The organism is Salinimonas chungwhensis DSM 16280 (assembly GCF_000378185.1).
GTDB classification, from domain to species: Bacteria; Pseudomonadota; Gammaproteobacteria; order Enterobacterales; family Alteromonadaceae; genus Alteromonas; species Alteromonas chungwhensis.
The window spans coordinates 45,489-64,062 of record NZ_KB899377.1 but is presented as its reverse complement, the minus strand read 5'-3'; the positions used below and the strand labels follow the sequence as shown (position 1 = coordinate 64,062).

The 18,574-nt window shown below is 50.1% G+C and carries 19 protein-coding genes; 10 read left to right on the top strand and 9 right to left on the bottom strand.

Annotated elements, in window-relative coordinates; translation table 11 throughout:
* Positions 1-7: 7 nt before the first annotated feature.
* From F458_RS0104460 to F458_RS0104425, 7 genes are all read right to left on the bottom strand, one after another.
* Positions 8-232 carry a hypothetical protein gene (locus F458_RS0104460; RefSeq protein ID WP_018982181.1) on the bottom strand — a complete coding sequence of 75 codons (225 nt, stop codon included), beginning with the start codon at positions 230-232 and terminating at the stop codon, positions 8-10.
* A gap of 27 nt (positions 233-259) precedes the next feature.
* Complete coding sequence (locus F458_RS0104455; RefSeq protein WP_018982180.1) at positions 260-766, bottom strand: hypothetical protein; 507 nt, start codon at positions 764-766, stop codon at positions 260-262.
* Between the two features lie 130 nt (positions 767-896).
* A complete protein-coding gene (locus F458_RS0104450; protein ID WP_018982179.1) occupies positions 897-2,324 on the bottom strand; it encodes a hypothetical protein in 1,428 nt (475 codons plus the stop codon).
* A 201-nt stretch (positions 2,325-2,525) separates the two neighbouring features.
* Complete coding sequence (gene mobF, locus F458_RS0104445) at positions 2,526-5,636, bottom strand: MobF family relaxase (RefSeq protein WP_018982178.1); 3,111 nt, start codon at positions 5,634-5,636, stop codon at positions 2,526-2,528.
* Positions 5,633-7,609, bottom strand: coding sequence for a type IV secretion system DNA-binding domain-containing protein (locus tag F458_RS0104440; RefSeq protein WP_018982177.1), 1,977 nt, complete (start codon positions 7,607-7,609; stop codon positions 5,633-5,635). The genes mobF and F458_RS0104440 overlap by 4 nt, the downstream gene beginning before the upstream one ends.
* A complete protein-coding gene (locus F458_RS0104435) occupies positions 7,596-7,952 on the bottom strand; it encodes a hypothetical protein (protein ID WP_018982176.1) in 357 nt (118 codons plus the stop codon). The genes F458_RS0104440 and F458_RS0104435 overlap by 14 nt, the downstream gene beginning before the upstream one ends.
* A gap of 430 nt (positions 7,953-8,382) precedes the next feature.
* Entirely contained in the window at positions 8,383-8,928 is a 546-nt protein-coding gene (locus F458_RS0104425) for a hypothetical protein (protein ID WP_018982174.1), read from the bottom strand.
* A 197-nt stretch (positions 8,929-9,125) separates the two neighbouring features.
* Between F458_RS0104425 and F458_RS0104420 the strand changes: the two genes are divergently transcribed.
* The 5 genes from F458_RS0104420 to F458_RS0104400 all read left to right on the top strand — a co-directional run bounded on the left by F458_RS0104420 (position 9,126) and on the right by F458_RS0104400 (position 12,596).
* The gene (locus F458_RS0104420) at positions 9,126-9,446 is read left to right on the top strand and encodes a hypothetical protein (RefSeq protein ID WP_018982173.1); all 321 of its coding nucleotides are present in this window, start codon (positions 9,126-9,128) and stop codon (positions 9,444-9,446) included.
* A gap of 158 nt (positions 9,447-9,604) precedes the next feature.
* Positions 9,605-9,955, top strand: coding sequence for a hypothetical protein (locus tag F458_RS19025; RefSeq protein WP_018982172.1), 351 nt, complete (start codon positions 9,605-9,607; stop codon positions 9,953-9,955).
* Positions 9,956-10,275: 320 nt separating this feature from the next.
* The gene (locus F458_RS21145; protein WP_018982171.1) at positions 10,276-10,410 is read left to right on the top strand and encodes a hypothetical protein; all 135 of its coding nucleotides are present in this window, start codon (positions 10,276-10,278) and stop codon (positions 10,408-10,410) included.
* 532 nt (positions 10,411-10,942) lie between these two features.
* On the top strand, positions 10,943-11,845 hold the full coding sequence (locus F458_RS0104405) for a helicase RepA family protein (protein ID WP_332307918.1): 903 nt from the start codon (positions 10,943-10,945) through the stop codon (positions 11,843-11,845).
* Positions 11,832-12,596: a hypothetical protein gene (locus F458_RS0104400; protein WP_018982169.1), complete on the top strand. Its 765-nt coding sequence runs from the start codon at positions 11,832-11,834 to the stop codon at positions 12,594-12,596. The genes F458_RS0104405 and F458_RS0104400 overlap by 14 nt, the downstream gene beginning before the upstream one ends.
* Before the next feature lie 339 nt (positions 12,597-12,935).
* On the opposite strand, the gene F458_RS19020 is transcribed toward F458_RS0104400, so the two are convergent.
* Positions 12,936-13,577, bottom strand: coding sequence for a hypothetical protein (locus F458_RS19020; protein WP_018982168.1), 642 nt, complete (start codon positions 13,575-13,577; stop codon positions 12,936-12,938).
* 238 nt (positions 13,578-13,815) lie between these two features.
* Between F458_RS19020 and F458_RS0104390 the strand changes: the two genes are divergently transcribed.
* The 5 genes from F458_RS0104390 to F458_RS0104365 all read left to right on the top strand — a co-directional run bounded on the left by F458_RS0104390 (position 13,816) and on the right by F458_RS0104365 (position 18,437).
* Complete coding sequence (locus tag F458_RS0104390; RefSeq protein WP_018982167.1) at positions 13,816-14,262, top strand: DUF7673 family protein; 447 nt, start codon at positions 13,816-13,818, stop codon at positions 14,260-14,262.
* A gap of 276 nt (positions 14,263-14,538) precedes the next feature.
* Positions 14,539-15,150, top strand: coding sequence for a hypothetical protein (locus F458_RS0104385; RefSeq protein ID WP_018982166.1), 612 nt, complete (start codon positions 14,539-14,541; stop codon positions 15,148-15,150).
* A 433-nt stretch (positions 15,151-15,583) separates the two neighbouring features.
* A complete protein-coding gene (locus F458_RS0104375; RefSeq protein WP_018982164.1) occupies positions 15,584-17,683 on the top strand; it encodes a fimbria/pilus outer membrane usher protein in 2,100 nt (699 codons plus the stop codon).
* Between the two features lie 125 nt (positions 17,684-17,808).
* Complete coding sequence (locus F458_RS20635) at positions 17,809-18,036, top strand: YgiT-type zinc finger protein (protein ID WP_156824164.1); 228 nt, start codon at positions 17,809-17,811, stop codon at positions 18,034-18,036.
* A gap of 2 nt (positions 18,037-18,038) precedes the next feature.
* Complete coding sequence (locus tag F458_RS0104365) at positions 18,039-18,437, top strand: hypothetical protein (protein ID WP_018982162.1); 399 nt, start codon at positions 18,039-18,041, stop codon at positions 18,435-18,437.
* Here the strand turns inward: F458_RS0104365 and F458_RS21140 are convergent.
* The gene (locus F458_RS21140) at positions 18,422-18,556 is read right to left on the bottom strand and encodes a hypothetical protein (RefSeq protein ID WP_018982161.1); all 135 of its coding nucleotides are present in this window, start codon (positions 18,554-18,556) and stop codon (positions 18,422-18,424) included. The two genes, F458_RS0104365 and F458_RS21140, sit on opposite strands and share 16 nt — an antisense overlap.
* Positions 18,557-18,574: the final 18 nt, after the last annotated feature.

Genomic DNA, 18,574 nt, shown 5'->3' with positions numbered 1-18,574 from the left:
TTCCTTATCAATATCGGTGAGTTACCGTCAGGATGCCGTTCTCTAAGTTGGCGCTGACATAGTTATCCGGATGAAGGATATGTTCGAGATGCGCTAGCGTTTCCCGCATGTTTTTGTCATGCTGATCAATAGCTTCCCGAGCGGACGCTAGCTGTTTTTTTAGCATCCGGTCGGCGTTTTCTGCATCGGTGTTAATAGAGTGGCGATGAAGTAAACGTTTTAAGATTCCCATGGTGAAACTCCTTGATTAGTTTCTTTGTTACACAATACTGCTTTGGTACTGAGGGCTGACGATTGATCGAAGACTGTTCGCCTCATTCCAATCGGAAAGCTCGGTCCTGGTGAGAAAGTGGGCCGTGGATTCGCCTGAAATAACCTTTGCCCGGCAGACTGTCTTATCTTCTAGCTCATGACACCCAATTCGAAATCTTACTTTTTTGTATGATTCGCTGTGCTTATTCGACAAATCGGTTTCCAGATATACAGACTCTTTAAGAGTTATTTCGGATAATCCTTGATGATAGATTGACGTAGCTCGTACTTTGTCGTTTTCTCCCTTTCTTCCAAAGTGATCAACTTCGCTGTAGCCGTCTGGCAGAAAGACTTGGCTGATCGCCTGAGAGGAAGCAAGGGACTTCCCAGTGGGGACGGTAATCTCATATCCTTGTACGACCAGGGGAACTTCTTCGGACGGCCCCATAAGCGTTTGACAGCCAGAAACCGATGCTACCGAAAGAATCGAAAATAAAAGTACTGATTTGTTCATGAGTCATCTCCTGTATAAATATGTTCATGCAAGAGACATTATTTCGCGTTTTTTATTATGAGCAGCGGTCGCTAATTGCCCGTTTGGGGCGCAACAGTCAAAAAAAGGGGCCAATAGGCCCCGAGGTAGACTAAAAGGAAGTAACTTTATGTATTCCGCTCTCCATAGAAGAACGAGGGAATACTGAAGGGCATTTTGATACATCTGGTGCGTACGAGCTGGCAGTGAGGTCGCGGGAGCATGTAAAAGCATCAGCTCGGCCTGCGGCGCGCATCAACTCAGCCCTGTTGTCGAAGGCATTTGCTAGGTCTTCGAGGGTACTGCAAGCCGGATACAACCAGGTCATGAGGTTGGAGTTCTTCGCTGCATAAGTGTTACAGGTCTCGCGTTCGTGAACGGTTGACTGTGAACTCATGCCGCTGTCCCGCTTCAGATCCCGACGACGCGTATAGAATTTCTGATCTTTCTGATTCGGCCCAGGATAAGCCCAGCTCGGAACGGAGTACCCGTTTGAAATGGCCGAATACTCGATCATGTATTCCCTGAGTAGCTTGGACTCATTCAAGACCAATTCAGCTACCTGTTCCCAGTTATAGTCGGACCACGTGAGGCAATGCCAGCCTCCGTCTGCTGGGCGAGGCTCAAAGCCGAGGGCTACCGCGATTTCATCGACTGGCACAGGTTCATTGTTCCGAGACCTGGAGCCGAAAGGTGAGCACATGCCGCCCAAGTGCCATGGCAGGATTCCCTCAGAACGACCAACAAAGGCTGGCAAAGGCGCAGTGGGAGTGCGCCATTCACCTTCATCTGATAGCTTCCAAAGTGCTTTGGTGACCTCATTCATCGAGCCAACCTGCTGTTGCATGGCTTTAGTGGCCATTTCCAGCGCTCTATGCGCACCTACACGGTCAATAGCCGCCGCGAATAAGGAACCCTTTACATCGGCGAAATGTACGTTTAGAACATAGTGAGCATGGTGTGTTGGTGTCCCGATGGTGCATTTACTACCATACTCCCTAAGCGCTCTCTGACGATGCTGTTCGAGAACTTCGTCATTTTCTCGCGCAATCTGCCACTCCACAAAGTCATCGAAGTCCATCTTCTTACCCGCTTCCAGTTCGGCTCTCTGCCATTCCCCGTTCTGTAGATCCGGGGTACTTGCATAGGTAACCCGGCGCTTAACCTCTTCATCAGCGTACTGGGAGTAGGTCAGGAGGTTTCCAGATTCTCCAAAGCATTCTGAGAAACCGATTTTTCCTTTGAGTTCGGCCTGGCGCTCGAAAAGCTCTTCTGTCCATGCATTAAATGCCTGCCATTCCTCACCTAGGGCTGACAGCATGACTGCGGCAGAGCGCATCGCTGCTGGTGAACCAAAATCACTTTCCACGAAGCCGACTGATTGCAGGGTAGTTAGCGCTCCTCCAGTGTCTATTGCAGTGGCTTGTGCTTCAGGGTGAGGGGCTTCACCGGTTAGGCTAGAGACAGGGTTGGACATAGACGCGCAACCGCCTAGAAGCGCGACACAAACAGCCGTCGCAAATGGTTTGATATTTTTCATGGGTTATCCTCCGTATTAATGAAACGGAGGTATTGTCGCGCGTGTAACGTGGGACTCGCCCATGTGTTTCTGCCCATTTGGGGCGCGTAGGGGAATTGACTGTGAAAAACTTTCACATGTGAAAGAGATGGGATTTCCGATTACCGTAATTATGATAATTGCAGTTATGAGGTTCACCGCCGTCCGTGGCAGTTATCGTTGTCAGCGAGACAATTCTATCCCTCCACGGTCGCGACCTTGACCTTGATGCTGCTGTGAGGATTTCTGCCGCTTCTGTTGTTCCCTCTGAGGTGTTACGGGATCCCAGAGCTTGTCCATCAGGTGGTCTAGCGGTGCAAGATTCTGGAATCGGCTTTCCTTAGCTGCCTGCTTCTGACCTGTGCGTTGCTCTACGGCCTTGATAAGACCCTCTCGGGAATCCGTATAGAGGTAAACTCCATTCCGTGTCCGTGAGATCTGGACATAGAACTGCTCGGTATTCAGTAGTGTCTTTCTGTTGGTCTCAGCATGTACAAATACGTTTTCCGCTGTTTTACCTTGGGCTGCGTTGACTGTCATTGCATAGCCATGATCCCAAAGAGAGTTCCTCAATTGCGACATATCAAATTTTTCAACCTTTCCATTGGCTAGCGTGAATGTGACAACCGTACCTTCAATATTTTTAACAGTGGCAGTTTCACTGTTAAACCGACCTGTCGCATGATCGTTATCACGCCAAACTACTTTTTCGCCAACGGCTAACTCGCTCTCCGTCAGACCGAAGATCTGGACATTGTTGGCAGAATAGCGCTCAGGAGTGAAGCGAATTAAGGTTGCCTGATCATCCGAACCGTGTAGCTTCAATAGGACACTCTGGTCCTCACGACCAACGACCTCGTAGTACGCTCCTTGCTTGATACCCTCTCGCTTAAAGTTGCGGGCAAACCTGACGATCTGACCATCCTGGTAAGTCTCTACAAGTCGCCGTTCGGCTTCAGTTGAATCGACAGGCGACAACCGATGAACCCAAATTTCGTCGCCAAGGGTGCCTTCTTCCTTCAACGCACTACGAACCAGTTCATTGGTACGCCCCCTTCCTTCGCGGCTAGGCTCTAGGATGATGCTTTTGGCCCTCTCTTCTGGTGCGAGAGCCATGTAATCCTTCACAAGCTCTTTCCTACGCAGTTCACCGCTTTTCTCAAGATCGATTTTGCCATTTGCTTTATGGGCAACCATTTCCTTGATTACACTACCGCTCTCTTGGATTCGGTCGAGTGCCTGCTTGGCTTTTTTCATCAAAGAGAGGTAAACCGCATCCCGAGTGCCTCGGTTCGCCTGCCGAACGATTTCTTCTAAATGGTAGGTTTCCATCCCCTGGTTTTGAAGTTGCCGGAAGGCGGCTCCAGCCTCGACCGAAGCTAGCTGACGAACATCACCGGTCAGCACGACACGAGCCCCCGATTGTCCTGCACGTTGCAAGAGATCTCGCATTATTCTGGTGCCGACCATGCTGGCCTCATCCACGATCCAAAGTTGGGGTGTTTTTTTCAACATTTTTCCAAGGCTTTCACGCTCTCCCTGCAACTCCGCTTTTTCATAACGGAGTTCGTCTAGCCGTCTCTGATATAGTGGAGAGCTCTCAGGAATCCGAACCCCCGTTTTTTTGTCCACACACGGATTGGAGAGGGCTTTTTCAACTAGCTCTAACCGCTTATCAATTTTGTCGATCTGGGCACGGTTTTTCCGTTCTTGAACCCACTCGTTTCGGCTTTGTGCTAGAAAAGACTGAATGGTTCCAGACTGAATTACAGCACCATCAGTCAGGCTCTGACCGGCAGTGTTCGTAGGAGTAAGCCCCCTCACCTCATAGCCCATCTCCCTAGCTGTCTCGGCTAGGGTTCGTAGGACGGAGGTAGTTTTAGCTGTTCCGGCGAAGCCCTGAACACCAATAATCCGGCTTTTCGAGGTGAGAATTCCCTCGGCAGCACGCTTCTGGTCAGAGTTCCACTCGTAACCGGCGGCATTGGCCTTCTCCTCTGCCTTGGCGATGGCCTCTGTCGCTCTCTCCTTACTGCAAAGAGACCCGGCGCGATTTCTGCCGATGTACTCCTCCTTCAGCATTTCGTCTTCGATTACGATGGCCGCTTTTGAGGTGTAACCTCGGACATCTATCTCCTGCTGACTCACCTTGTCGTACATGCGGACGGACTTTTCTTGAAGCAATCCATCACTTGCCGCTGCGTCGATGGCGTTCTGGACATCAGTAAGAACAACCCGAGAACCAGCGTAACGGCTGGCTTCTTTGAGAAGCTCCTGACGAGACCAAGAGGTGTCGCGTTCGCCAAGGTGTTCGGCAGCCCACATCACAGCCTCGTTAGCGATCTGAACTCGTTCTAACAGTGCCTCTGTTGTCTTTTCGAGTGATGGGCGGTTTGCTTTTGATTGGGTAACGGTCTTATTTAGTTCGGCCAGCTTTTCTTGGCCTATTTCGGAGTGCCACCGTTCAAGAAGTTCTCCGCGCTCTGCATGAACCTTTCGATCTCGTGTGTCGAGGGTTGCAGTCTCTTTCTCGGCGGCTGTTGCTGTGTCGCGGTTTTTCCCCCGCGCCTCTAAAGCATCACCGACAGCCTCTGAACGCTTTGAAAACTCACGGATGACTCCTTTATCAAGAGCGGCAATTTCCCAAGTTCCATCTTTTCCATGGTCGAGCCGGTATCCCAATGACTGCACTTCTTCGGCCAAATATTGCCTATAAACAAGGCCCAAGTGCTTCTGATCAATAAAAAGGGACTTGTTCTCGGTAGAACGCCACTGTCCATCTGCTCTCTGAGTCAGGTTCATGATCACTGAGTGCGTATGGAGCTGGGGGTCAAGAGCGCGGCTAGTTGTGTGCTTGAAAGTTGCCGCCACCATCGAGCCTGTTTTCTCGTACTCAACAGTATTCTCGGTCTGGTTACGGTTCCTGGTAACAATATACTCCTGCTCTATATAGCGCAGAGCAGCCTGCACGGCCTTGTCGTGGGCGTTTAGTAGTCGCTGGTCACCCGCGACCTCGGCCAGAACAGAAACGCTCTTGGGAGCAGAAAAGGTTATATCAGTACCCGGCTGATGCTTCCACTCGCCGTCTCTTACGGTTCCAACTCGCTGACCATCCGGCAGTTCACCTTCAAGAAGAGACTTGAAGGTTTCTCGATCCACGTCTCCTGACAGACCTAGCGCTGTCGCACCCGAGCCGACCCAATCGGAAGGCGAGAGGCCATCCACATAATAATCGTCATGCTCAAAATAGTGGCCTGCTGCCCCGGCACTTTTTATAGCTGATACTGACATCATGACTTTTTATCTCCCAACATACTCAAATAAAGGGAATCGTTATCCATCCCTACGGAGTCAAGAATCTTCTGAACTTCTTGTTGGGCATTGCCAGAAGGTTCTTCCTGCGATTCTTCACGAGCCCCTAAACCTTCGGTTTCGATGGTTTGTTCGTTAGGTGCAGACTCAGTTGGCACCGTGCCCTTCGAGGCGCGAGCCGCATTCAGGAGGCGCATACCTACTGTTTCGTTCTCATCACCCTGGATAAAACCTTCAGAAATCGGTGGTAAAGGCAGGAACGGAACGTCGATACGAGCTTTACCCTCTACCCCCCAAATCTTTGCGTAGCAGGACAGATCCGGAAGGTCCATGATCTCGCTGGGCAGCACGATCTTTCTGCTTTGGCGTTTGGACGAGACTCTCACGCCATCGCGGATGTCGTCAGCGGAGTAATTGAGATCTTCGTCTATCTCCTCTCGCTCAGCCTCGCCAAGCACCTTGGAAACCCATTCAGCAGTATCTGCGTTGTTTAGACGGAAGTGGAGCTGGGTAGAGCACAGACCAAGAATGGTTCTGGACGTATTCTTCCCAAACTCCTCTTCGAGCTGATTAATTTCCTGAATACCTAAGACAACTGCTGCCCCAAATCCACGCCCCTCAGCCATAAGCATGGAGAGAGCTGGAATTCTCTTCAACGAAGGCAATTCATCCACAATGAGCCAGAGAGTTCGGTCGTTATTAACTCCACGAGCCATCAGTCCCTTAGCCACTGACTGGATCCACGTTGAAATCAGAGGCTTCTGAATCTCAATGTCAGATTCTCGTACCGGCAGGAACAACCATGAATCGTCAGCACCTTGTTCGTCGCCTTGAGCAATCCAATCTCGGATTGAGAAAAATCCACGGGAGTCCGACTCTTTCAGTAATCGGAGTGGCAAGACACCATTTACGAGAGTTGACCGAATACTCGCCAATGTCTTTTCATTGCCTTCAGAAAAGTGGGTTTCAGCCGGTGTCCCCGCGACTAATTCGGTTAACAGTTCCAAGTCACTCCAAGCAGTAGCCTGCAAGAGTGTGGATAGAGAACGGAATCCGTCCAGATAGAGTTTCTGTAATGCAGCGGAAAACACATGACGAGGGGAATCTCTGAAGAACGGGTCTCCGCCGTTGGACTTGTTCTCTGGGATAAGAGTTTCTGCGATCCAGTCAGCATCAAATGGAGAAGCCATTTCCTCCCATGGCGTCCATTGGTGGGACCGGCTGTCTGATGGATTGAGGATGTGATCAACTCCGTCCCGGTAGAACTTTTCAACAAACTCTCCTTTTTTGTCATAAACCACAGCTCTATCACCACGCGCACGAATCGCTTTCAGCAAGTGGGTTAAAGCTGTCGATTTACCCGCGCCGGTAGTACCGCTGATCAGCGTGTGCTTCTTGGCAAAACCAACAGGTAGCGGAAAATCACCAATGGTAAGATCAGAGAGGCCATGCTTATCGGCAACCTCTTTCTTTAACTCTTCAACTGATACCAGCTTGGCCCCACGGATAAATTTATCCTCCTTAATTTCCTTGCCTCGTTTCGCTGCCTTGATAGCAAGAAAAGCACCTAGCGGGGTATATAGAATAAAGCTCGCAAGAAACGCCCATCCAAATTGACCAGAAACTTGGCTCGCGGCTCCCTTAAAAAACTGTTCTTCCATTACCAGTTTCAGTGGTATCGAGCTGTTGCTTCCCAATGGAACACACTCACCTATAGCTATTGATGAATATGGATGTATTAGTCCTTTCAATTGTGCCCAGTAATACGTAGCACTATTACTCAAGGTACACTTATCCAAAGATAACCAGATGTATATAAGAGATAATGCAGTAGCCAGGAGAAGTCCTAATAGAACTAACCAGGCGAAACTAAAGAAAAACATTTGCTGTCCATGGAGCCAAGTATCGGCTCCACGAATAAAGTTACCGATCTTTCCTTTTCTAATTTCCGGCATTTTCATTTCCTCCCGAAAAGTGCTCACGAATCGCCTTGGCTCCATTCGAAATAGCCTGTCGTGCTTCCACCATTTCTTCCGGTTTGTATGACTTTTTCAGCATGTATTCGACCGTGGCGGCATTGATTGAAATGAGTTCAACTAACCGTTGATATATGTCCACCTGCTCTTGTTTGACGAGTCTGACTTCACTCAAAACGGAGTCGCTGTTGAGGGCCTGCTCAATTAAAGAAACTGCCGTTTTGCTGATGGTCTGGCCCGACTCTTGGGCCAGCTCCTTCAGTAAAAGGTGAACAGCTCGGCTCGGATAGATCTGGATTCGATACGCCTTAGAAACTCCCATTAGTGTCCCTCCTGCACCCTGTTTCTGCGTTCCTGACTCCCTTGTAACTCCGAATGTTCGGGGGTGCAGGGAGTCCCCTCAGACGGCGCGAGAGCGCCGGATGAGACAGCCCACTCGCGGTGAGTGGGGTGTGGAGAAAAATCAGGACGAAGACCTGATTTTACGACCCCGTTCTGGGGTCCCCGAGCCGCTAGGCTTGGGGTGGTGTTTGGAGGGAAGTCTGCAAGTCTCTGGAACTGCTCCGCGAGCTTTTTTATGGCATATTCGCGCCGCTTTTCACCCAAGATTGAGAGCCGGAATACTACTGTCCGAATCGCTTCTTCGGCAGTTAAGTTATCGGCTGCCTCCTCCAAGATCCGAAGGTATGAACTACCACAACACTGGTAACAGGTATGCGGACTGTTAACGTCAAATATGGTTCGGCGTGTCATTACTCAGCCTCCCCTTTCTTACTCTTCGCTTTAAGGTCGATAGTTCTTATGCGATTGCAGTCTGGGAAGAACTGACGTGCTATTTCTTCCAGTGCCTGAGCTTCGGCAGCAGACTTAGGGGCGGATTTTGATTTCTCGAAACCAACAGATACGCTGCACACGGTCTCGGTTTTTGATTTTTCGAAACCAAGAAATAGATCATGTTCCCTCAATACAAATTCGCCATCAGGAGAAAATCTGAATTTTCCGCAGTTATTCTTCACATCATGGCGGGCAACCACATTACTCAATACGCTCAATATATCTTCTAGGTCCGTCTGATCGCGGCTATATAGCGCACTACATGAAGTTGGGTAATCTTTGAATTCACTTTTGATAAAAAAGTAATCTTTATATTCATAAATGGTTGCCTTCTCCCCGCTATCAAAGTTTTGAATATGATCAGGAAATGGGGGTAGCAGGGAACAACCTGTTAAACCCAATCCTATCGCGGCCATACCGATTGCAAATGCGCGCTTAGCCTGCTTACTTAATAAATGTTTCATGTCATATCTCCTCTTTGTTGATGACGAAGATAGGCTCGCACGGGACTCCCAGGATCGACCCACGTAGAATTGCCCGTTTTGGGTGCATAGCAAAAAAAGATAAATTTCTTATCAGAAAGACTTGCTGATAGGCATTATATGCCTATAATGAAGATGAGGGCCGGGCATTCTGCCAAGGCCAAAACCAGAGGAATCTGATGATGAATACAGCAACTAACTTAAACGCTGATAACTTTGTTTTCGCGATGATCTGCGACGTTCTTGCCGATCTGAAGGTAGCTGACCCGCTATCTACCGCTATGGGTTGGGAGGAGTATCAGACCAGAGAGGGAGACATCTACCTTGCTCCCGAGGGGTTCGCTCCTGTCATGGTTTACCGCACTTTCGAGCACCACTGGGAGATCGCACGGGGCGACCAGCTCGGCCTTGAGGTCACCAAGGAGGCTGTTCGAAGAGCAATTCATGGCTTCGGTCTAAGCGAACTAAAACCGTTACTGGAACGGCTACAGCAGGCGTAACAAATTCATTCGCCCCGGCCTACCGGGGCCTTCCTATTTGAGGTGAAGTTGCTCCAAAAGGACTCTCAAGAGACCTTGCAGCACTACCCTCCCTCATCCTGGAAAGTCTTGAGCCCCAAAGGGCCTCATAAAAGACCCAAGTACACAAAGGAAGAAAAATGTCACAACAAAACAAAATAGGGGTTCGCTCAGAAACACTACGTCCATTTCCTGAGTGGGAGCCACCTTCGCCAGATGAAATAAGACAAGTTTTCGTCCTTGCAGGTGAGCGACGTGGTTTAAAGAAACTAACTGGAGCACAGGTAGCGGATCTGGTTGGCGCTTCATCTACCGGTGCTGGGGTCGGCAAAGGCTCTCGCACTGTGAGGAAGTGGGTCGGTGGTGAGTCTCGGATTCCCTACGGTGCGTGGGCAATTTTGTGCCACGAAGCAGGCTTTGGATTGATTTGGCGCTCAGAGGGTCTCGAAAAAGACCCGAGCGGTTCAGGTTCTGGTAATCCGGAGATATAGGGTCTCATAAAAGTCTTTTATGAGGCCTGATTCTTTACCCCTGATTATATCTGACCCTACCCAAGTGGGTTTGAGTCCCGAAAAAGTCCTTTGCGAGACCTTCAATGGAACGCCGAAAGGAAGACGCGGGTAGTTCGGGTCTCGCAAGAGACCTTTGAGAAGCCCTGTTCGGCGTGAAACGATTATTTTTACTATGCACCCCAAATGGGCAATTAGCGACCCGTGCTTAGGAAGAGAAATACGGCAAAATGGGTTCAATAATATTGATAAATAGGCACTAAGTACCTATAATAAAAATGAGAGCAACAGGAGGGTTAGATATGACCGAGCAATTTGAAATGAAGATCATCGGTGTATTTGCAGGACTGGCGATTCTGGAGGCGGTCGGTATCGATCTGCTGGGATTTGCACACAAAATACTTGGTGCGCTGATTGTTTCAGGTTTCGCTGGCTAACAAGTCAGGCACAACGAATAAGTGGGTAGCTGGCCCCTGAAAAGAAGCAGCAAGTAAAAGCAACCTCGGGTTCACTAACTTGCAAGGTGACTGGGCCGGAGGCATCTCCTTGGGGAGAATTTTTTGGAAAGCGGAGCATTGTCCACCGCGAGTCTGCACATCTCATAAAGTGCAGGCGGCCTTTCGGGTCTTTATCTGGCCTGTCTGGTTAATGCGTCTCGCCATTAACCCTCGCTTTCTGGCACGAGCGGGGCCGAGTGCTGTCACCAGCCGCGAGCGCAGTGCCTCAACAATGTCAAAAGTTGAGGTTTTTCATGAAAATACAAAGCAACCCCCATTCTCTTCGTGTCCGGCAGTTTGTGTCGTCGGAACTTTTCTCTCTCATGCTAGATGTTACAGCGGCATACGATAGCCCAGGTTACCGGTCGTACTGTGTCCTCGTACTAGCTCGCCATGCTCGACTCTCCACATGTCAGGCGCTACTCATCGTAGATCGCGAAATCCAACGCCGTAAGTCAGCGTCTGCTCGCTCATGGACAGTTTCCTTAGCGTCTGTAGGTGGTGCGGCATGATCGACATTCGTTCAGCTTTTGAATGTGAACCTGCACCTATCGACTATGTATTGCCTGGTATGGTGGCAGGAAGCGTGGGAGCTATCGTTAGCCCAGGTGGAGCTGGAAAGTCGATGGCCGCTCTACAAATAGGTGCAACGTTGGCCGGTGGTCCCGATTTGCTTAACTTGAGCGACATGCGTTCGGGGCGAGTGCTATACCTGCCAGCGGAAGATCCGATTTGTACTATTGAGCACAGGCTGCACTACTTGGGCAAACATCTTGCTCCCAATGAACGGGAGTTGGTTGCTCAGAATCTTCTAATCGAGCCGCTTGTTGGCCGCGAACCGAATGTGATGGATGGCCGTTGGTCAGATGCGCTGGTCCGAGCTGCTGACGGCACGAGACTATTAATCCTGGATACACTTCGCCGATTTCACTCATACGACGAAAATGATTCTGGCGCAATGGCGGCAGTGGTCGGTCGTTTAGAGAGTATTGCCCAAGCGACCGGATGCAGCATCCTGTTTCTTCACCACACCAACAAAGGAGCCGCATTTCTTGGGGCTGGTGACATGCAACAGGCTAGTCGCGGATCCTCAGTTCTGACAGATAACATCCGGTGGCAGGCATACCTGTCATCTATGACTCCCAATGAGGCCGAAAAATGGGGCGTAGATGAGGCAATGCGGAGCCACTTTGTGCGACTGGGTGTATCAAAGGTCAATTATGGACCTCCTCTCCCTGAAAGATGGCTACGACGCCATGAAGGAGGGGTTCTCAGTCCCGCAGTCTTAGAAAAGCAGGAACCAAAGCGCAAACAGTATGTAAAGCAAGCAACTAAAGCGGAAGCAGCAATAGGGGGTGACGATGAAAACTGGTAATAGAGTCACTCCTACCAGCACAGCTTTACAAGCTAGAGTTGTATTGTATCAGCCGACTCAGCGGCCCCGCGAGAGACAAGGCGACTGGGTGGAAACCAAATTCGGTCGTTGCCGTGTAGCAGGCAGGCTAGGGCAGCGACACGCAGACGTTGTTGAGGCTCTCATGTATGTGTCCGAACGCAAGCGCGAAGTATCGGATGGAGGTATTGAGCTATTGGTTGATCCCGCTAAGGTGCGGCGGACTCTATCTGATCACAATTACAGCCTGAGCCGCATTCAGGCCCTACTTCGGGATCTGAGAAGCGCAACCGTTGAAATAATTACGCCGGAGCTGGAGGGTTCTGGCGACCGGATTATTGGAGGGTTGATTGATCATGTGATCCCGTCTCCTAAGACTCGGCATAACCCGCTCACAGGGGGCCAACGTAACCTATGGCGGGTGAGGCTAGGAATAGCTCTGGTAATGTTGCTGGAACGCGATCTCAACCTTTACTACTCACCAGAACCGATTGCCCGGCTTCAGCATGGCGTGAGTCAGGCAGTGGCCCGGCATGTACTTACCCATCAGCACGATCCTAGTGGTGGTTGGCACACCGACACCCTGCTTCGTGCCGTATATGGTCAGGACATTACCAGCATGGCGCTTCGCAATGGGCGACGGAGACTGAAGGAGGATGCCGAAGGTCTAATGAAGGTAGGAATTGAGCTATGCGAAACGGCAAAGCGAGTAATACGTGCCACAGCGGCCTGATTGGATTTGTAGTGACGGGAAAAACGTGCCACACCGGCCTGATAGCGTGCCACACCGGCCTGATAGCGTGCCACAACGGCCCGACAGTGTGCCACAGTGGCCCGAATGTGTGCTACAGCGGCTCGGGTTTAGCAAGTTATTCAGTATATTCAGGATGTTCAGGGCGGCACAGCCGCCCGCCTTTAGAGCGTGCGGCTAACCGCCAAATTCTCCGGCCCTTCGGGCCTGCGCGGGCTTCGCCCTTACCATACTGGCCAGTAAAAGGAGGCCGTTAGGCCGACTTCTCCTGCGTGGTAGAAGCAGTGTCCAAGTGGGCGAAACTTTCACATGTGAAAGTCTTTACTCACTGTCCATGATGTCAGCCAACCATTCAAATTCGCGGCAACACACTGTTCGAAGATTTCCAGCAATAGCGTCGTCGCCGTGCTTGTGGCTAGAGATGCACAGGTAGTAATTTTGATCACGGTGCTTGGCGTATACGATCCACTCTCCAGTTAGCCGCCCCTCATCACTGCGTTTCTGGAAAGGCTTTTCTACTATTGCACTTACCAAGTCGCTGATCATTTCCGGGGTAACCCTGTCTCCTTTACTGGGATGGAATGCCGTCTCAACAGCCTGACGAACACCACTTCGTCCAAGTTCATTAGACAGATTATGTGCTACGGTTGAAGGAAGAGACGCAAAGAAGTGTTTGTGCCACAAGCCCCTGAGTGGTTTACGTTTATACGGAGTCTCCGGTTTCATGTACGATTGGCTGCCTTGTTCCAGGGATTTAATCTCTTGGGTCACCAGATCGGGAGGAATTCCTTGGTGCTTCTCCATCGAGTAAAGGTTGAGGAGAAATAGATGGCTATAGCGCTCAGGTATCAACCGGTCAATACCGTATAACTCGGCGAAGCCGTTTAGTTGGTCTGCTGTTACGGTCTCGGAATTATCCCCGAGATGAACTTGGAATTCAGTTTTTGGATAGTTACCGGCCATTAATAAAGTTCTTCCTCTGAGTTATATAAAGAACGTTAGCATGTGGTTGAGGGGCTATAAACTTTCACATGTGAAAGATTTTGTTGTCATGTCACAACAATAGGTTACCCGTCTCGGTCATCATTTTGGGGTACGCGTTAAAATATATTGCTGTTGCGCCCTAAATGGTAAATTTCACACCCGTCATTTTCATTCATGCTGTTGGACAATTCACCTGTACTAACTACAGGAGAAACTCATGTCCTCAATGTTCGACAAATTCCCACTGGACCAAGAAATCCCAGGATTCTTTAATGGCTTCGACTCTCGTCGTGAGATGGAAGAGGCGAATCGTGAAGCTACAGATCGACTTTTAGAAGAGATGTCCCGACAGGACAAAGCAAGAAAGCAGCGTGTGCAAGCTGGGCTACCAGCTCTCCAGCGACTTTTGGAGGTCGCACCCGGACACCACGGACAGGCCAAGCATATCAGGCGTTTTCTTTTATCTCTCTACAATGGTTTCGAGTGGCCGCTCGACATGCGTCGTTTGCGTGGTCTGGACACTGATTTACAACAAGCGGTTTTAGCTGTCATTGAGTTAGACTGGTGTGGCAGAGAAATTCACTCATATATTGATGATGGGGATGAGCTATTTCAGAGATTCTGGGAGTTGGAATCACCCATCATGGAAGACCAAGACAACTAATCGCAAATTATAGCTACAGCTAATAACGGGGGCGCCGCCCCCTTTTTTATTGCCTGAAATTTAGAACTCGAATCCGAATTACCGTAATTGCGATAATTATCATAATCAATACATAAAGGTCGCTTTCCGACTTTCACATGTGAAACTTTTCATTTCTTCTTTTAAAAGAAAATCGCTTGTACGCCCAAAATGGACAAATAGCGACCCGTGCCTCCGACACTATCTACGAAATAATTGCTCCTGCGTTAAACACCGTAATTAACAGGAGAAAATTACATGAAGATCAAAACTATTCCTTTTGCTATGGCCTCTGTTATTGCTCTGGTCGGAACGTCCGGGGCGGTTATGGCTGAAACTGGGTCTGCTACCGCAGAAGTAACCGCCATGCCTCCGGCTTTGAGTATCCAAGAAATTCAGCCTTATCAAATGCAGATTGAGCGTGCTCCAGGTGCGACCATGCCCACCGGCTCCATCAACCTCAAACAATGGTCCTCGAATGGCATTCTCAAAGATCCCGCAGAGAGTGTGATTCCTGGCTGTCTGCAGGTTGCTGGTGATGTAGACAAAGCAGTCTCAATCACAATGACGGGGTTCAGTGTTCTGACTGCACCAGGTGGAGCAGAAATTACCTTTATGGGAGGTGCAAGCGAGCCGAAATTTGAGGTCGCAACATCGACGGTTGACTGCTCTGATGCTGTGGCTGGTTCGTTTACTCCGACGACTCTCGCTGGTACGCCTATCGCCAGTTCAACGAGTGCAACAGGCGAACTGTATCTGGCGTGGCGCTATCAGGAACCGACGAAGGCTACCGCTGGTTATATGAGTATGAGCGCGTGGGAGGAAGGCGCATTCACTGGGACCGTCGATATCACTGTTGATTATCAGTGATTCCGACAGATAAGGGCTGGCCGAAGCCAGCCCTATTTGTTGTTTGGAGGTTCCTTATGAAAATTCTTATATCATTTTTTGTTGCCCTGACACTGGCAGCTTCCGCTCACGCAGTTCAGTTGCGACAGCACGAGATTCTGATTTCGTCCAGCTCTACGGCCGAGATCCCCCTTACCAACAACCAAGAAAATCCAATACTGGTCCGTGTCACGCCGCCTGACGGAGTTCAGGCTTTCCCACGACGTATTCGACTTCTTCCCGGCGAACGCCAGGTCATCAAAGCCCGGATGATAGGAGACTTATCGGAAAACAGCAGGATGGCATTTAGCTACGCGGTCGAACGCCATCAAGAGCGCGGCTCCCATGCTCGGATTACGCTGAGGATTCCGATTAGGGAGGTGCGATAGTGTTTCACCTCCGACGACTTTCACATGTGAAAGTTTTAGCGCTTGCCGGGGCATTGGTTACTTCTTCTCCTGCCGCAGTAGCGGACGATTATTTGATGGATTTCATAGTGAACGGCCAACTGAAAGGGGAGTTTCTGGTTTCACGTGATGGTGACGTAGCGACTGCTGAAGTGGCTTTGTGGCGGGCGGTAGGTGTGAATGCCGAGGCGGCACTACCACTTGAGCGATTGAACGGATTGGGGAGGGTCAAAACTGTTTGGTCTACACAAAAGATATACCTCTACCCACACCGATTATCAAAGAAGCTTGAACGCCTGGAGCCGGAGGCGTTCATTGAGCCAGAGGTTTCATCACTCGATGTGAAATCCGTCGATTATAACCTTACGCATCATAGCCAGGCTGAGCAATCACTAGCCGGCTCAGTCATTGGAACGGGCCGCGTTGGAGATTTCGACCTAGACGTACGTGCCGGGATCGGAGGGCATGAGTCGTATTTTTCATCTCAGTGGCATAATGAAGACAACCCCTATGTCAAAGATGTTGAGCTGGGACGCGTACAGCGGCACGGCTTCGATGGTATCTCCCTTACCAACGAGACCTACCTAGCTTCTGGCTCTTTTGCTACTGACCAGATAGAGCTGTACTGGCCCAGAGGCACCCGCGTTGATGTTTATCGTGACGGGGCGTATATCGAATCACTGGTTCTGGAGAGCGATCCGTTTCCGTATGAAATCGAGTTGGACTATAGCAACAACCGGTACGAATTCCGCGCTGTGTTGCCGGATGGTCGTACCGATACCCGAACGGTAGAGAGGGCTATTTCCGGTCGGCTGGCTCCTGTGGGACAGTTAAACTATCGGTTAGCTGCTGGTAGGTCGCCGGAGTCCGGAGAGTCTCTGGCAGCGGGTTATTTATCTTATGGCCTGACGAACGAGCTTTCCCTATTCGCTGGTCAGGACCACCAGGAGCGCGGCTACCTCTCGGCTCTGTATGTACGAGACAGTTTCTCTTTTGAACCAAGCTGGTTCGGAGGCAGCGGCTATACCGTCAACGGTTCTTGGCAGAGCGATGATTTTTCAGTGTTTGGCCGCGTTAGTGACCTGGATGACTACAATCAACAATCTGTGAGTCTTTCATACCGTTCTCTTTTCCGGCCTTCGCTTCAGTATTCCTCTCGCTCGCACGATGGTTATGAAGTACAAGAAATATCGCTACGCACCTACCACAGTGCTTACCTGCGACAGCTTCGTTCATCAGTGTCGTTCTCACCGTACCTCTCCATGCGCGAACGTAACGGCGTTGATACCGAAGTTGTCGGAGGTCGGCTACTGGCGAATATGCCCCATGGATGGCAGGCTGTGGCGTCCTATGAGCGCGAGAGTTACGATTCCACGCTGGATAGCATGCAGCGCTTTCAAGGGGAAATATCCAAGCGGTTTGGTCTGGGAAGGCTGACCTACCGTCATACTGCCATAGACTATGGCCGAGGCTGGGCGACGCAGCAACAAAGTATTCGAGCAGACATATGGAATTGGAAGTTCGCCGCTCTGTCTGCTGCCGTAAATCGCTCGTCTACTGGCGAGAAGAGCTTTGCGTTTTCGATCAGCGGATCTTTTGGACGCTCTGGATTTACTCGATTTCCCCAGCGGAATCAGGCCACACTAGAGTTGACTACTTGTCGTGATGAGAACGCAGATGGTATTTGCCAATCTGATGAGCCAGAGGTTACTGGTATCACAGCTCGGGTAGGCGAACGAAGTGTAGTCACACCTGCAATTGTGGATTCACTAACACCCTATCGTCGATACGATGTCGAGGTTTCCGGCGATTTTGGGCTGTCTCCTCGGTATAGGGCGGTTGAGTCTGGTCGATTAGTTCGGGGAGGTGTCAACCGCCTGCGACTTCCGTTGTCCGAAATTCGTGAAGTGGAAGGGCAATTAGAGAATGATGGTATTCGCGTCGCATTGATAGACAAATCCACTGGAAATGTTCTGAGCGAACAAACTACCAACTTTGGTGGCTGGTATCTGTTCTACGCGCCTAAACACAAAGAGGTTGAGGTTGTCCGGGCTGATGATATAAATCTTTCACATGTGAAAGAAAATGAATCTGGAGCAAAGTCATGATAGCTGCACTTACTGGATACAGCCTGTTCATTATAGGTGTACTGGCAATTTGTGGTGCCGCGTATTTTTGGTCAGAGCCTCTTGAGAAGTGGTTCCGCAAAACGTTTAAATAGTTGAGATGAATTATGAACGAAGAACAATCGCCAGTATGCCCTAACTGCAAGTCTGACAACCTTTCATTTGAAACGAAACATGTCCAGTACAAGGGGATAGAAGTTCAATGCGTGAAAGGGTGGCACTGCCTCTGCGGAAATGTAGTGCTGGATGCCGATGAAGCAGCCCGGGTGAAAAATGAGTACCAGGATTGCCAAGCATTCTGGAACGCTGTTGATCGGATTTCTACAGGAAGATAAATATGTTGGTTACAGTGCCCAATCCCGACGACTTGCTCGATCTACAGCTCTTTTCTCTGGAAAGTCTCCGTGCGGAGCACGGCAAAGAGGTTGTGATGCACCTCCGAAGGCTGGCGATTCGCAAGATCTTCAAAGGACTCAGGCCAGAGGAGGAGGGCTTTCGGTCGGTCCAAGGCCCCATGGTCAAGCCTGGTGCTGAGATAGAACTTCCCGCTAATGGAATCATTGTTGGACTCGACTATCTCCGTGCCAACTATGATCAGCGAGCTGCTCCAGCGATGAAAGTTCCGTCATTCCAAGTTGAGCTTACTGCTTGGACTATCGTGAGGGGGCTACTGCTTCCCGCCTACAAGTCCGCAAGTATTGAACAGATGAGGAGCTGGCTTCAGGCATCGTCCTGATCCTCATCATGTTTCTCGACGCACGCTATCTCTTTGAGCATCCTTTCAGCTTTGACCTGTGCAGCCTCAACGATTTCGGGCTTTTCAGTTTCCAGAATTTCTTCTAATGTCCTCGCCATTTCATTGCTCCCAATATA